Annotated in this window: 10 protein-coding genes; all 10 read left to right on the top strand. The window is 57.8% G+C overall.

All coding sequences use genetic code 11. From position 1 onward, the window contains the following. Positions 1-133: 133 nt before the first annotated feature. The 10 genes from KBY83_RS08520 to KBY83_RS08565 all read left to right on the top strand — a co-directional run bounded on the left by KBY83_RS08520 (position 134) and on the right by KBY83_RS08565 (position 14,693). Positions 134-3,949 (top strand): Eco57I restriction-modification methylase domain-containing protein, encoded by a 3,816-nt coding sequence (locus KBY83_RS08520; RefSeq protein WP_255019146.1) that lies wholly within the window; start codon positions 134-136, stop codon positions 3,947-3,949. Positions 3,950-4,722: 773 nt separating this feature from the next. Further along, entirely contained in the window at positions 4,723-5,010 is a 288-nt protein-coding gene (locus KBY83_RS08525; protein WP_255019147.1) for a hypothetical protein, read from the top strand. After that, positions 5,007-5,324 (top strand): nucleotidyltransferase family protein, encoded by a 318-nt coding sequence (locus tag KBY83_RS08530; RefSeq protein ID WP_255019148.1) that lies wholly within the window; start codon positions 5,007-5,009, stop codon positions 5,322-5,324. Before KBY83_RS08525 ends, KBY83_RS08530 begins: the two co-directional genes overlap by 4 nt. Continuing rightward, the gene (locus KBY83_RS08535) at positions 5,321-5,695 is read left to right on the top strand and encodes a DUF86 domain-containing protein (RefSeq protein ID WP_255019149.1); all 375 of its coding nucleotides are present in this window, start codon (positions 5,321-5,323) and stop codon (positions 5,693-5,695) included. Before KBY83_RS08530 ends, KBY83_RS08535 begins: the two co-directional genes overlap by 4 nt. A 3-nt stretch (positions 5,696-5,698) precedes the next feature. Next, entirely contained in the window at positions 5,699-9,238 is a 3,540-nt protein-coding gene (gene drmA, locus KBY83_RS08540; protein ID WP_255019150.1) for a DISARM system helicase DrmA, read from the top strand. Positions 9,239-9,258: 20 nt separating this feature from the next. Then, positions 9,259-11,157 carry a DUF1998 domain-containing protein gene (gene drmB, locus KBY83_RS08545; RefSeq protein ID WP_255019151.1) on the top strand — a complete coding sequence of 633 codons (1,899 nt, stop codon included), beginning with the start codon at positions 9,259-9,261 and terminating at the stop codon, positions 11,155-11,157. Then, on the top strand, positions 11,154-11,957 hold the full coding sequence (gene drmC, locus KBY83_RS08550) for a DISARM system phospholipase D-like protein DrmC (protein WP_255019152.1): 804 nt from the start codon (positions 11,154-11,156) through the stop codon (positions 11,955-11,957). The genes drmB and drmC overlap by 4 nt, the downstream gene beginning before the upstream one ends. Beyond that, positions 11,954-13,252 (top strand): HEPN domain-containing protein, encoded by a 1,299-nt coding sequence (locus KBY83_RS08555; RefSeq protein ID WP_255019153.1) that lies wholly within the window; start codon positions 11,954-11,956, stop codon positions 13,250-13,252. Before drmC ends, KBY83_RS08555 begins: the two co-directional genes overlap by 4 nt. 238 nt (positions 13,253-13,490) lie before the next feature. Next, on the top strand, positions 13,491-13,703 hold the full coding sequence (locus KBY83_RS08560) for a hypothetical protein (protein ID WP_190546106.1): 213 nt from the start codon (positions 13,491-13,493) through the stop codon (positions 13,701-13,703). 360 nt (positions 13,704-14,063) lie between these two features. Beyond that, entirely contained in the window at positions 14,064-14,693 is a 630-nt protein-coding gene (locus KBY83_RS08565) for a sigma-70 family RNA polymerase sigma factor (RefSeq protein ID WP_255019154.1), read from the top strand. Positions 14,694-14,695: the final 2 nt, after the last annotated feature.

The following is a 14,695-nucleotide window of genomic DNA, read 5'->3' on the forward strand; positions in this document are numbered from 1 at the left end:
GGCAGCGGCGCCTGGAGGCGATCGAAACGGAGCTGGCCACCGAACCGAAACGGATTCAGGAGAGCTATCGGGTGATCACCCATCGACTGGAACCAGCCGGGCTCGTCTACCTCTGGCCGATCAGCGGATAACCATGGCCAAACGAACGATCCAACGCGATCCCGAACTCCTGGCCCACCAGGAGTGGCTGGGCTACCTGCAGCCTGTGGGCCTGGTGGTGGCTCCTGCGGCGATGCAGGACGCCGGCTGGGTGGTGACCCGCAGTGGCAGTGAGCTGATCGAGCGGCAGGAGCGCTACCGGGAATCGCTTGAAGCTCTTGGCTCTGATGAAGAGGCTGATGCGGAAGACCGGGAGCTGGGTTTCGCCAGCATCGAGACGTTGCTGGTGGATCACCTGGGCTGGAGTAGCGATCAGGTTCAGAGCGACCCGAACCTGATTGAGGGATACATCAAGGAATTGCCTGAACTCGGAGAGACGCTGCAACCCACAGCTCTGGTCCCTGCCGCCAGCGGCGAAGGGATGCAGCTTCTGGTGCAGGAATTGCCTTTGCTGACGCCACTGGATCAAAAGTTTTCCGGTGGCGAACAACACTGGCGCGCCAGCGCCCAAGAGCGCTTCGAGAGGCTGCTGCGGGAGGCAGGCGTCGAGGCAGGGTTGCTGTTCAACGGCAGCCAGCTAAGGCTCGTGGTAGCACCCAAAGGGGAGAGCTCCGGCCATCTCACTTTCACGCTCAAAGATCTCGCAGAGGTAAGCGGTCGGCTGATGTTCTCAGGGCTGGATCTGCTGCTGGGGCAGAGTCATGTCTTCCTCGACCCCGATGGATATCGGTTGGTTGATGTGCTCAACAAGAGCCGCAGCTACCAGGCAGTCGTTAGCAATGCCTTGGCAGATCAGGTGCTGGCGGCGTTATGGGATCTTCTTCGCGGATTTGAAAGGGCTGATCAGCTGTCGCAGCAGCAAGGGAGTTCTCTACTTGGAGACATTCCCGACACGGCACCCGAGCAGCTTTATGGCGGCTTGATCACTGTGCTGATGCGGTTCGTGTTCTTGCTATACGCAGAAGACGAGGCACTGATGCCAAACGATGCGATCTACGAGCAGAACTATAAAGTCAGTAGCATCTTCGAACAGCTACAACAAGATGCGGCCGAATTTCCTGACACCATGGAGCAGCGCTTCGGTGCGTGGGCAGGTCTAATGAGCCTGTGTCGCTTAGTATTTGATGGTGGCGGCGCCACAGCTGATTATCTACCAGCTCGCCATGGGCAACTCTTTGATCCTGAGCCTTACCCTTGGCTAGAGACGCCTTGGATCAGCGACGGCGCCGTCTACTCCGTACTAGGCAACTTACTGGTTGTAAATGGGGAGAGAATAAGCTATCGAGCCCTTGATGTCGAACAGATTGGCTCTGTTTACGAAGGGATTATGGGATATGAAGTCAAGCGTATAGATGGTGCATCTATTGGGATCAAGAGCGTTGGCCAGGGCTCCAAAAAGCAGCTTACGACAACGGTTGACCTCACGGACCTACTTCTAACGCCAGGCAAAGATCGCAAGAAACTCGTTGAGCAGTTTGCCCAGACGAGCCTAAGCGCTAAGTCTGCCTCGGAAATCCATAAAGCTGAAACAGTAAGTCAACTTCTGGAATCTCTTGACTCAAGGATCGATCGCAATCTTTTTACCTCTCCCCTTCCTGCTCAAAGCCTAGTATTTCAGCCCACTGATGAGCGAAGGCGAAGTGGTAGCCACTACACTCCACGCTCTTTGACGCGGGCCGCGATAATCAAAGCATTGGCCCCTTGGATTAGTCGACTTGGTAGCAGTCCTAACGAAAAAGAGATATTGTCCTTGAGGATTTGTGATCCAGCGATGGGATCTGGTGCCTTCCTGGTCGAAAGCTGTCGCTACCTAGCAGAACTTCTAGAAGAGGCATGGAATATAAATGGTCTGCCAGCAGATCTACAGATCGGGGGCAGAGCATATGGGGAAGAACCACTCATTTATGCTCGGCGGCTTATTGCGCAAAGGTGCGTTTATGGAGTTGACAAGAACCCCTTCGCAGTCAATCTGGCAAAGCTCTCGCTATGGCTAGTTAGCCTTAGCAAGTCAGCCCCATTCACTTTTCTGGATCATGCCTTAAAGTGCGGAGATTCGCTTATCGGAATCCATCCACATGAGATTCAAAGATTTCTTGAGGACTCCAAGATCCTTCAAGGAGAGCTATTCACCAAGCAAAGTCCTGACAGCCAGAGCAAGACGTCACACATTAATCTGTTTCATCGAGACAGCAGGTCTGATGAGGACTACGAGGACAAACTAAGAGCACTAAAAGCACAATCGAGAGGCAACGAATTAAATGCTACTGCTGGCGATCTACTGGCAGCATCGTTCCTTCTTCACGGCAACGCATCAGACCGCAAGTTAGCAAGGCATATATACAGTCAGCTGTTTCAAGACTCGATAAAACTCCATGATGCAAAGCAAGATATTGCAGACATACGAGCCAGACTTCGTACCTGTTTATGTGGTGCAATGCCGTTTCATTGGAATTATGAATTCCCCGAAGTCTTTGGTCATTCAAGTGCCGGATTTGATGTAATAATTGGGAATCCTCCTTTTATCGGGGGCTCTATGATTTCAAGAGCGCTTAATAAGAGCTACGAAAGATACCTGAAATCCCAAATCAATGATCACGCAGGCAGGATTGATATTTGCTTTTACTTTGACCTAAGATGCCGCTCCTTACTATCGACCCATGGAGTTGCAAGATTGATAAACACTTCGAGCATTGCCGAAGGCCATAATGTGCTTGCTCTTAGGAAGTTTATACCATTAGCTAGGCTTGAAAATAAACGACCTTGGCCCGGGGATGCCCAACTGGAGATTGTTGACTTTTGCATAGAAGAAGAAACAATTAAGAGGCAATCAAAGAGTACAGATTCATCTTCTGCTTATAATGCACCTAAGGCAATCAACCCAAAGCTCTGTTTCCGTGGGATTGAGCTTCGCGGCAAAGGCTTTGAAGTGGGCGAAGAGTTTATCGAGTACTTGAGGCATAACTCTCCTGAAAGCCTTTCGCTAATTGAGCTCTATTTTAGCGGAACAACACTAAATCAATGGAATGGCGGCAAAACTCTAGTGCACTGCATAAATGTAAACAATCTTTCATTGGCTGATCTTCAGGGGTTTCCTATTGTATATCAGCATCTCCTAGAAACGGTGGAACCTATTCGCTCCAAAATCAAGGGTCAGCTACATGAAGAATCTTTTTGGAAGCACTATGATAAGCGAGTCAAGGAGTTTATGTCAATAGCAGCGCACACAAGCTTTTTTGTGAAAGCTAGAGATTCCGATCGTAAGTGCTGGCAATTTATCGATGTACCAAAGCAGTCTGTCTGCAATAGTAAAGTAATTATCTTTAAATCCCAAGACAGGTCTTTCAAGTCTGTTATGCAAAGCCTGGTTCACCAGGCTTGGTGCGAGCAAGATGGAAGTTTTGTTGGAAATGCCTTTACATATAATCCAACACTTTGTCTTGAAACTTTCCCTTTCACTAAGTCAAGCCTGGTGGCATCTAATGCATGGGATAGGTTTGATGATGTCCGGAGACAGCTAATGAATCAAAAGGGTTACTCGCTTTCACAAGTATCAGATGAAATAAATGATTGCGGAGGCCACACTGAGATCAAGGCAGCCTATCAGGACTTATGTATTGTAATTGCAGGGTCTTATGGCATTAGCGTAAGCTATAGTGATTTTATCTTTGAAGAGGTGGGCACAAGTAAAAGACTCAGCTTTGCGCAAAGCCTCAAAGAAGATATATTAGAGTGTCTTCATGAAACTGCAAAGAACTACGCCAATAAACCCAGCCTAAATCCTGTAAAAACTTATTTAAGATCGGAATCCGAGAAGCATCAAATCGCTCAAGGCAGCATCTTTCATGAATAGTTCTAAAGCTATTTCTCACATTGATTCTCCTCGGATCAATGCAAGTGCCGATATCTTATCTTATTTTCCCCCTGGAAGTCAAGGATGGCTGTGTATTTTCTCTCCTGATACATTGCTTCAGGCAGTTGGTATCAACTTTGCTTATGCATGCTTTACTCTTCACAGGGCCGGAATAGCAAAACGCATATCGCCCGGTGATCTTCTTTTCCCCTACGTAACAGGATCCAGGGTTCTTCGTGGTGTCCTCCGAGCTATATCGAAAGCTAGGGTCGACAACCAGTCGAGTATCTACGGAAGTCCCGGTAGTTATCCAGTGTTAGTAGAATGCGAGCCTCTCTTGTTATTGGACTCAATTACTGAAATCGACCTTAGTCAGCACCTTGGTTCCCTTGGTCTTTTTAGGGGCTTAAAAAACAAGGACAGGTGGGCTTCATCGCTCAGAGTTAGTCCCAGAAGCCTTTCTAGAAGCGACACTGTATTCCTTTATTCACTAGTCATGAAGGGCGCTTCGTGATGCATTTTACATATTTTATGCAGGCACTCGATTCATGTCATCCATTCCTTATTGTCCTGCCATGCGCGAAAGCTAGTTTGAATTGCAATGAATTGCCTCTGTTGCTGACATGACGACAACTGCATTAATTCGTGAGTTTCTCTTGGCTGCTCTTGGGGTCGACTTGATCGGGCCATGTTTTAAGGATTTGACTCGCAGTCATGAGCGACTGCCACAGCCTCCGTCTGTCTGGTATTCAACTGGCTTCTTGGTCCCCCATGTGTTCCAGCAAGAGGCTGGCCGTATTTCAGACCAAGAAAAGTATTCATTCGCTGATCTTGCTGGTGAAGAGCCGAGCAACGATCGGGATGGCGTGCAGGCCAGGCTGCTGGCGTTGAATGCCGAGCGCTACGAAGAAGAGGTCGCCCATGGCCTGCACAGCAAGAGCAGCAAGAAAGCTTCAGGCCCGGCAGCGCCGGGAGCCAAGCGCCGGGGGCGGCCACCGAAATCGGCCCCGGCCGGCGAGACTGGCTTCGTGCAAGCCGAGCAGATCGGTCTGGGGTTATGACCAGCTCAGCCGCCCTGCCTGCTCTCAGCCCCGATCAGGTGCTGCCGCTCCTGCGTCAACGCCAGGGTGCGTGGCGACAGCGCTACCAGCTGCAACGCATCGGCCTGTTCGGCTCCACAGCCCGCAACGAAGCCACAGCCCAGAGCGATGTGGATGTGTGGGTTGAACTCGATCCCCTCACCCCCTACGCCACCGTCCACCTGAAGCAGGAGCTGGAGGAGCTGCTGCAGCGCCCGGTTGATCTGGTGCGGCTGCGGGAGCGGATGAACCCCGCCCTGCGCCAGGCCATCCTCCGGGAGGGGATCAGCGCATGAGCGGTGATCGGCTTGTGCTGCTCACGCCCCTCCGGCAGGCACTGGAGCGCATCGAGCGCAAGGCTGCGCCCCTGCTCGCCGATCCGGCGCTGCTGGACGGCGAAGAAGGCCAGGACCTGCTAGATATCATCTGCATGCAGTTCCTCGCGGCGGGGGAGGCGCTCAAGCGGCTGGAGAAGCTTGAGCCTGGCCTGCTGACCACCAACTACCCGGACATCGACTGGAAGGGAGCCATGGGTTTCCGCGATGTGATCGCCCATCAGTACTTCGATCTGGACGCTGAGCAGGTGCTGCTGATCTGTCAGGACGCTTTGCCAACTGTGCTCAGCGCGATTCGCTCCCTCGAAGAACAAGCCAGCAAGAGCACCTGAACCATGGCCACCTCCGCCGACATCCGCTCCCAGCTGGTCGCCGCCCTGCACAGCGATCTGATCGGGCCAGGCTGGGACGATGTTGCCCGTCGCCATGAGCAACTGCCCCAGCCGCCCTCTGTCTGGTTCACCACGGGCTTCCTGGTGCCCCATGTGTTCCAGCAGGAAGCTGGCCGCACCACAACAGATGAGCAGCTCTCCTTCTCTGATCTCGCTGGCGAAGAACCCAGCAGCGACGCTACCCATCGCCTGGAGAAGCAGGAAAAGGACGACGACGCCAACGATGCCCTTGATCAGGCCAATACCCGCCGCAGCTGGTTTACCTCCTCCTGCGGCTTGAGCTTCATCCTGGAGCGTGGCTCCACCATCGAGGCCACTGTCTCCTGGGGGGATTACACAGCCCCGGCCGATGGCGGCGACGAGAAGCTCTGGCTGCGCAGCCCTCAGCGTCACAGCGTGACGCTGACGATTGCCGGCGAGGGCACCAGCCCAGACATCCCATTGGAGGCCAGCCCTCAGGGTCTCTGCCTGCGCTGGATCGCCCGGCCAGCCCCCAGCAAGCTCGGCTATCCCAGTGATCAGCTGTCGATGTCGCTCTTTCTGCTCAACAAGCGGGAGCCGCCCAAAACCAATCAGATCCGTCACCGCGATCCGGTTTCTGCCTTCCAGGTGGAGCTGAGCCTCCAGTGCCCCCAGGGCTTCCCACCGCGTCGCGATGCCCTGCAGCAGGCCGCCAAGGATCCCGACGAACGCCTCGCAGCCCTCCAGTACCGGCGCGACTACTGCTTCGCGAGTGGACACAACGTCGCCGTGATCGCCTCGGGCATTCCCGACGACAATCCCTCCCGCTGCCACACCCTCACCACCACCTGGCTACCCACAGCCCGGGTCTACCGCACGCTTCCTGAGCCACCCCCTGGCACCAACGTGCCGATGAACATGGAGGCCCTAGCGGATCTGGCCCGGAGCGAACGCATCGGCCAGGAGCTGATGCCGATGGTGAAGGCCTACCGGGCATGGATCACCCAGCAACCCAAACACCCCATTAGCGACCAAGCTCAGAACGAAACAGCCAAGCAACTCCGGGCCCAGGCAGAAGCCTGCGCCACGCGCATCGAAAACGGCATCAAGCTGCTCGCCGATCCCCTGGTGCGCGAGGCCTTCCGCACCATGAACCTGGTGATGGCCTGCGCCAGCCGGCAGCGCAGTGCCTTCAGCGCCAAGGTGCCTCCGGATCAGATCGGTATCGCTCCGAACACCCGCGCCCCGAAGTGGCGCTTCTTTCAGTTGGCCTTTGTGCTGATGAATCTGCCGGGGCTTGCCACACCAGACACCCCAGAAGGCCGGCTGGATCGTGAGGCCGTCGAATTGCTCTTCTTCCCCACCGGTGGCGGCAAGACGGAGGCCTATCTGGGCCTAGCGGCTTTCCTCCTGGTGCATCGCCGGCTGCAGAGCCCTGGGATCGAATCAGCCGGCATCACAGTGCTGATGCGCTACACCCTGCGGCTGCTCACCCTCGATCAGCTCGGCCGCGCTGCCACCTTGATCTGCGCCTTGGAGCTCGAACGCCTGGAGCGAATCGAGAAGAGCGACCCCTACCTGCTGGGTGAATGGCCCTTCGAGATTGGGATGTGGGTCGGCAAGGCCGCCACCCCCAACAAACTCGGCGGACCGGGCGACAGCGACCAGCAGTCCACCCATGCCGTGCTCACCAAGTGGAAGGCCGGCAAGCGCGATCGGCCGATCCCGATCGAAACCTGCCCCTGGTGCAACCGCCCCCTCCAGCCGGAAGGCTTTCACTTGCTGCCCCCGAGGAATCCCGATCGACTGGAGATCTACTGCCGCGAACCCCGCTCTCCTGAGGCCAAGCAGGAATTCGCCCACATGGGGCCATGTCCCTTCCATAAGGGCACACCATTGCCAGTGTTGTCGGTGGACGAGCAGATCTACCGCCGTCTGCCCTGCTTCCTGATCGCCACGATCGACAAGTTCGCCGCCCTCCCTTGGGTCGGGAAAACGTCCTCGCTGTTCGGCAACGTCAGCACCTATCAGTTGCCTACAGGGAGTGCAGCTGCCGGTTTCTGGGGTCCGGCCGAGAAAGGCGCCGGTGGCCTCAAGATCCCCCACGGCCGCCTGCTGCCGCCGGAACTGGTGATCCAGGATGAACTGCACCTGATCAGTGGCCCCCTTGGCACCCTCGCTGGCCTCTATGAAACGGTGATCGAGGGGTTGATGCGGCCGAACGCCTCCACCCCGCCCCCCAAGATCATTGCGTCAACGGCCACCGTGCGACGGGCTGAGGCCCAGATCAAGGCCCTGTTCGCCCGCAGCCAGGTGCGGATCTTCCCCCCGCCTGGCCCTGAGCGCGATGACAACTTCTTCTCCCGCACCATCTCCGACCCTGACCAAGCCCGTCTCTACGTAGGCCTCTCAGCGCCAGGCCGAAACCTCAAGGGTGTGCTGTTGCGCTCCTACTTGGGCCTGATGGCAGCAGCTCAGAAGGCCTGGAACGACAACAAGGCCATGGGTGCCAACAACCCAGCTGATCCCTATATGACGCTCCTGGGCTACTTCTCCAACCTCAAGGAGCTGGGCGTGACCCGCAGCATCTTGGAAGACGAACTCGGCGCCCAGCTGGAGCAATTTGCAAAAAACCGAGCCCTTGATATAGAGGGCTTCATCAATCCTTTTGCTTCTCGTAAGCGTCCCAATGAACCGCAGGAGCTCACCTCTCGCGTCAACACCGCCAAGATCAGCAGCACCAAAGATCGGCTCTCCAAGCCCTACGTCGACAAGGACCACCTCGATGTGGCCCTGGCCACCAACATGATTTCGGTGGGCCTCGACATCTCGCGCCTCGGCTTGATGGTGGTGCTCAACCAGCCCAAGACCGCCGCTGAATACATCCAGGCCACCAGTCGCGTCGGCCGCCAGCTGAGCGAGAACCCGGAGCAGAACAAACCCGGCCTGGTATTGGTGCTGCTCAATCCCAACCGCCCGCGGGATCGCTCCCACTTCGAACTGTTCCCCTACTGGCACCAGACCTTCTACCGCCATGTGGAGGCCACCAGCTGTACCCCCTTTGCCAGCCGTGCTCTGGATCGCGGCCTGCCCGGGGTTGTCGTGGCCATGGCACGCCACGGTGATCCAGCCCTGGCTGGGGCGAAGGGCGCCATGGCGGCAGACGCCCTGCAGCGCATCAAGGCTCAGATCGCCAAGGCGCTGCAGGATCGCTGCGTAGCCACCGGTGCCGCCGATGACAGCCTCGACGAACACCTCCCCACCGAAGTGCGCGATCACGTGATCGATCTGCTTGAAGCCTGGTGGAAGCTGACCCAGGAGCCAGAGGCCAAGCTGCAGTACTGGACCCATGAAGAAAAAGGTGCCGGGGCAGGCTTCCTTCACACCGCCCTCGACAACGACCCGATCTACCAAGCCGAGGGCTACAAGCAGTTAACCACGAACTGGAGCCTCCGCGACGTGGAACCCTCCGCACCGATCCGGATGGTGAATTTTAAGGAAGAAATCACAACCGACGACTGAGCCCGGTAGCCAACACCCCAATGCCCCCATCCAACCGCCGCAAAGCTGCTCCCCCGCCCCTCGGCGAGGCGCGCCAGAGCCAGGTGCTCCAGCTCTACGGCCCCGGGGCGATGGTCGATCTGCCCGACTACTCCCTACTTATCGGGGGTTTGGATTTCTGGAACGACCGTGGCTGCGATCTGATCCATGAACCACGGCTGCTGAAGTTGGTGCGGCAGGCCACGGGGGCGGCCCGAGTCGACCTGCGGACCCCGCCCAAGGAGGTGGATCCGCTCAAGAACATCAGCGGTTCGATCAAGGCGCTGCGTTTTCCCGAGTGGTCGGTGGCTCAGAAGGTGAGTGAGCGGATGGCCTTCGGGATCCCCTGCCGGGCCAGGCCTCTGGTGCATTTCAACGACGGCTGCATCTCGGACTGGCGCACCTATCAAGACGATGAAGGCAAGTATCCGCTTGTGCCCGTTCGCTTCGTGATGGCTTGTCCCCACGGCCATCTCAGCGACATCCGCTGGCGCGACTTCTGCTTTCGCCAGTTCGGTTGCAAGAACACTGAGCGCTTGTATCTACTCGAGGCCGGTACCGGCAATGACTTCACGCAGATCTACGTGCAGTCGGAAGGTGGAACGACCCGCAAGCTTGCCGACGCCCTCCTCACAGAAATGAGCCCTCTGGGTCTCTGTCAGGGGCACACGCCCTGGCTTGGCCGAAACACCCGTGACCCTGAAAAGTGCCAGACCGATGGTGAGCCCACCAAGAACCGGCTCCTGGTGCGTTCGGCCACCAACGCCTACTTCACCGAAACAATCTCGGTAATCTCCCTTCCGGAAGAAGTCAATTCCCTCGCCAAGCGCGTCACTGAACTCAAGGACGACCTCGCCTTGATTGAGGCTGAAGCAGATGTGTCTGCAGCCATCAAGTTCAACCCGCGGCTGAAGAGCGCTTTCGCCGGTGTCGATCCAGCAGTCCTCTGGCAGACGATCGAAGCTCAGCGGGGCGGATCAGCCGCCGATGTCGCCCAACCCAAGGATGAGGAACTGGCACTGCTGATCGGTCCGATGGATGGGGTCTCCAGCTCAGCGGAGGGGAGTCTGTTCGAGGCGGATGTGTGGCAGCCCCCCAACCCGCCAGCGTGGTTCCACAAAGCCATCAAGCGGGTTCTGCTCGTGCACCGCTTGAGGGAGGCTCAGGCCCTGGTGGGGTTCACCCGCTTTACCGCCCGAACCAGCAGCCTGGGTGGCTTGCCGATCGACACCACCAAGGTCAACCGCCGGGCACCGCTGGCTAATGATCTGCGCTGGGTGCCGGCCAATGAAAACAAGGGGGAAGGGATCTTCATCGAGTTCGATCCAGGCACGATCCAGGCCTGGGCCGCCAGTGATCCGGTGGTCATGCGAGCCGGCCAGTTCACGAAGGCCTTCGAGAACGAATGGCTCACTTCTCGCGGTCTTGACGAAGTCCAGTTCCCCTTCCCAGGAGCTCCCTACCTCTTGCTGCACAGCCTCAGTCACCTCTTGATCACTGAGATGGCGCTGGAGTGTGGCTATGGCGCCAGCTCGATTCGCGAGCGCATTTACGCCAACAAAGAGATCGGTTATGGAATCTTGTTGTTTACCAGTAGTTCCGGTTCAGAGGGCACCTTGGGCGGCCTGGTCGGAGCCGGTAAGCGGATCGTGTCTTACCTGGAGAAAGCTTTCGAGCGCGGCCAGCTCTGCAGCAATGATCCCTTCTGCTCCGAGCACGACCCCAACCATCCCTTCGACATCCGTCCCACCCATGGCGCCGCTTGCCATGGATGTGAACTGATCGCGGAAACCTCCTGCGAGATCCGCAATGAGTTCCTCGATCGAGCACTGGTGAGCCCCACCGTTTCGGCCAATCCCGAATTCGGTGATCCCTCCTTCTGGGAGTTCATCAACGCATGAGCCTCACGCTGCCAGCTCAAACACTGCGGGCAGTAGCTACCGATCTCCGGCGTCTGAACTACACACCCACCAGTTGGCAGGGCTTGCTCTCCACTCACAGCGAAGCGATCCGCTTGCAGCTCGAGTCACTGCTGGTGGAGATGGTGCGAGAGGGGGCTCACCCCCGCTTGATGGCATTACTGCTGGATCGCCTCGCCGATGCCCAGGACGCTCTCCAAAAGGAGCGCAACGCCTGGAGCTTTGTCTGGTCAGGCCCGGATCCTCTTCATGCCAAAACCGCCGACACGTTTGCCACGGTGGATCAGCTCATCAACGAAGCGCGCTGCAGCCTGTTGATCGCCACCTACAACATCGGCCTCAGCAGCGAATTTCGCGAATTGTTTGCCTCCATTGCCGACCGCCTGGCCCATGGTCAGCTGAACCGGGTCGACCTGTTCTTTCATCCCAAGCAGATTGAGGATCGCCTGGGCGCTGATCCGCTGGCAACGATCTCAACATGGTTCAACCGAGAAGTCTGGCCTTGGCCAGCCAAACCCCACGCCTACGTGGACCGACGCCTGATCACCAGCTCCCTCGAACGTTGCTACCAGCACGCCAAGGTGGTGATTGCTGATGCGGAAACGCCAGGGGCCAAAGCCCTGGTTACAAGCGCCAACTTTAGTGAGACCGCCCAGCGACATAACTATGAGGCCGGCTGGCTTACGACATCTGTTCAAAGGGCGTGCGAGATCCATAAGCAGTTTTCATTGTTAGTCGATCAAGGTCTATTCTTGCCTCTGGCCACTGGAGCCTCAAGATGACATGCAAGAAGCAAGGTAACCATCTCGGCTACATCCAAAAAGCAGTTGCGACCATCAAGGACAAGAACAAGCCGCTCAATCCCGCGACCGTGATGAGTGACGGGATGATTGAATGCTCGAATGGGGGCGAGAGTTATGTCATATCAGGTGCAGAAGCTGTGGCAGCGTTTCGGGGGCTCACGTCAAACCTTTCATCCCAGCCCGAATGGCGCGGCAAATTCTCTGAGAAATATATTTCAACGGAGCTCAGGAAGATCTTGGCTGGGCTGTCGACTGGAACACCCGCATCCTTGAATCCACGCCTGGAGGAATTCATCAAATTCCTTCAGGAGTTTAAGGGGATTTGTGAATTGGTGATGCCAATTCAAGGCCTTAAGCTCGAAGTAGAGGCTTTTCATCTTGGTGGCATCACATTTAGGTCTGCCGATCAGATCCAGCTCGATCAACTTAGTGAGAGAGCTAAGAAAACAATTCAAACTCTTAAGTGTTCTGACGAAGACAAGGAATACTGGCGTGACCATAGCCGAGAAGTGATCGAAGACAGGCTAGGGGCGTTCGACGCGCTTGCTTTTTCTGAAACGGTCGCTGAGGTCAACCAAGCTCGCATTAGTTCATCGCAGAGTATTGGAATGGCATTGAGCGTCTTGAAATTTTTGACTCCTTATACCCAGGATCTACCTGAATATGTCGGACTAGGGCTGCCGGGTGAGTTTGCTATGGCTGCGTATAGCAGCATCGTCTTTTCTGAGGATGGATCATTCAATACTGACTTCCCATTGGCGGGCCGCTATCTTCCCTTCAAGATCGATGATCAATTCCTTCAGCGCCATGGAGACGCATTAGAGAGCCTAAGCGAGATCATCGTGAGTCGGTCTCGCTCGGAAATTGAGGAACGCATCCTGGTCGCTATTCAATGGGCTGGGAGAGCGCATTCAGATTCACAGCCTCAACAGCAAGTGCTATCGCTCATGACAGCACTTGAATGCCTCCTGAATCCCACAAACGGGAAGCCACTTCGCATTGGGGTCTCAGAAAGTGCGGTATTACTTGTCGGATCCGAGGGCCTTGAAGAACGACTCAAGCTTTTCCACTTCCTTGGGTCAATGTATGATGTGCGAAGCAAGATAATCCACGGCGGATCCGCGGAGCCATCAGATTCTGATATTGCAAATCTCCAGCAGGTCGTCGGTGCGGTGATAATGCGGGTCGTAGGAATCCGGCACAAATACGCCACGAGAAAGGCGCTAGAGGCCCATCTTGAGCGCGCTCGGATTGGTGCCAAGGCAGATCTGTAAAGCCTCAGGCTCTGCTACTCGGCCTTCAGTCGAGTCTTTAATTCCTCTTTTCGACTTTCGGCGAGCGACAGCAGAGATCAGTTGTGGAGTGACAACCCCATTTTCTGTGCTGGCGATCACGCCACCCGGCCTGCCCCGGCTTGCGCACCGCGCAAGGGCTGACGCGAGTCGCTCCGCGACCCTTGCGCGGCGCTGGCGGCGCCGGGGCTCAACGGCGGTGTCGTTCGCCAGCCCAGCCATGGCCGCCACTCCCCTCAGCCGCTCCTGCCCGATCCGCATCATCTCGGTGCATCTCCTCGATGCCGCCGGCCAGCTGCTGCGGGTGCTGTTCCTCGATCGCGAGGGGCACATCAGCGCCGAGCCGCACTACGTGCCCCGCGAGCAAGCCCTGATCCTGGCTGCCAATCAGCAGCGGGTGCTCGGTCCCCAGGCCGAGGTGCGGGTGCTCTGAGCCTCCGGGGCCGGAGGCACTCCGCCTCCGGCTTTCGGGTGTCGCCGCATCATTCGTGGGCTTGGGCTTCCTGGAGCAATGGACACCTCCCTCTCCAGCGAGCGGGCGGACACCGCAGGTTCCTCAGTGAGGCGGCTCACCGCAACGGCCTGACGGTTCGACTGGGCGGTCCTTGGGCCTGGAAGTTCCCTGCAGCACCGGCAGTGAGGGAGGGAATTGCCCCCGGGCCGGCGCACACCCACCGCATCCCTCGGCCAGTCCTCACGCCGCGTCAAGGATCGGGCCAGGCGCCCCTGTGGGGCGTCCTTGCCGCGGCGCTGCGGCCGGCCGTTGGGGGTGGGGTTCTCTGCCGTCCCTCAGGTGGCTTCCCCCGCTTCCTCCTCCCGCCGCCAGCAGCAGTCCACGCCTCTCAGCAGTTCTGCCCTGCGTGCCCGCAATGCCCTGGTGCTGGAGCACCTCTCGCTCGCCGATGCCCTGGCTTCCGCCGCCGCCCGGCGCCTCTTCCCGCTGGTGGAGCGGGAGGATCTGATCCAGGTGGCCCGTGAAGCCCTGGTCCGCTCCGCTCCCCGCTGCAGAGCTGGCGAGCCGGCGGCGCCCTATCTGCGCCGCTGCATCACAGGGGCCCTGCAGCACCACCTGCGCGATCGGGTGCGGCTGGTGCGCGTGCCGCGCCGGCTGCATGAGCAGGGCCATTGCCCGCTGCGGCACCTCAGCCTCGATGCCAGCTCTGATGGCGAGCCCTGCCTGCTCGATCAGCTGGCCGCTCCAGAAGCCGAGCAAGCCGTGAGCGAGGCCATGTGTGGCCTGGCGCTGGAGCAGCTCGTCGAGCAGCTGCCTGCCGCCCAGGCCACAGCGCTCCGGCTCACGGTCCTGGAGGGCCTGTCGCTGCGGGCTGCGGCTGAGCGGCTGGAGATCAGCGCCATGTCGGTGCAGCGAGCCCAGAAGAAGGCCATCGCGGCCCTCCGCCAGCAGCTCTCTGGTGGGGGCTGAGG

The organism is Cyanobium sp. WKJ7-Wakatipu, from assembly GCF_024345355.1.
In the GTDB taxonomy this organism is placed as follows: Bacteria; Cyanobacteriota; Cyanobacteriia; order PCC-6307; family Cyanobiaceae; genus Cyanobium_A; species Cyanobium_A usitatum.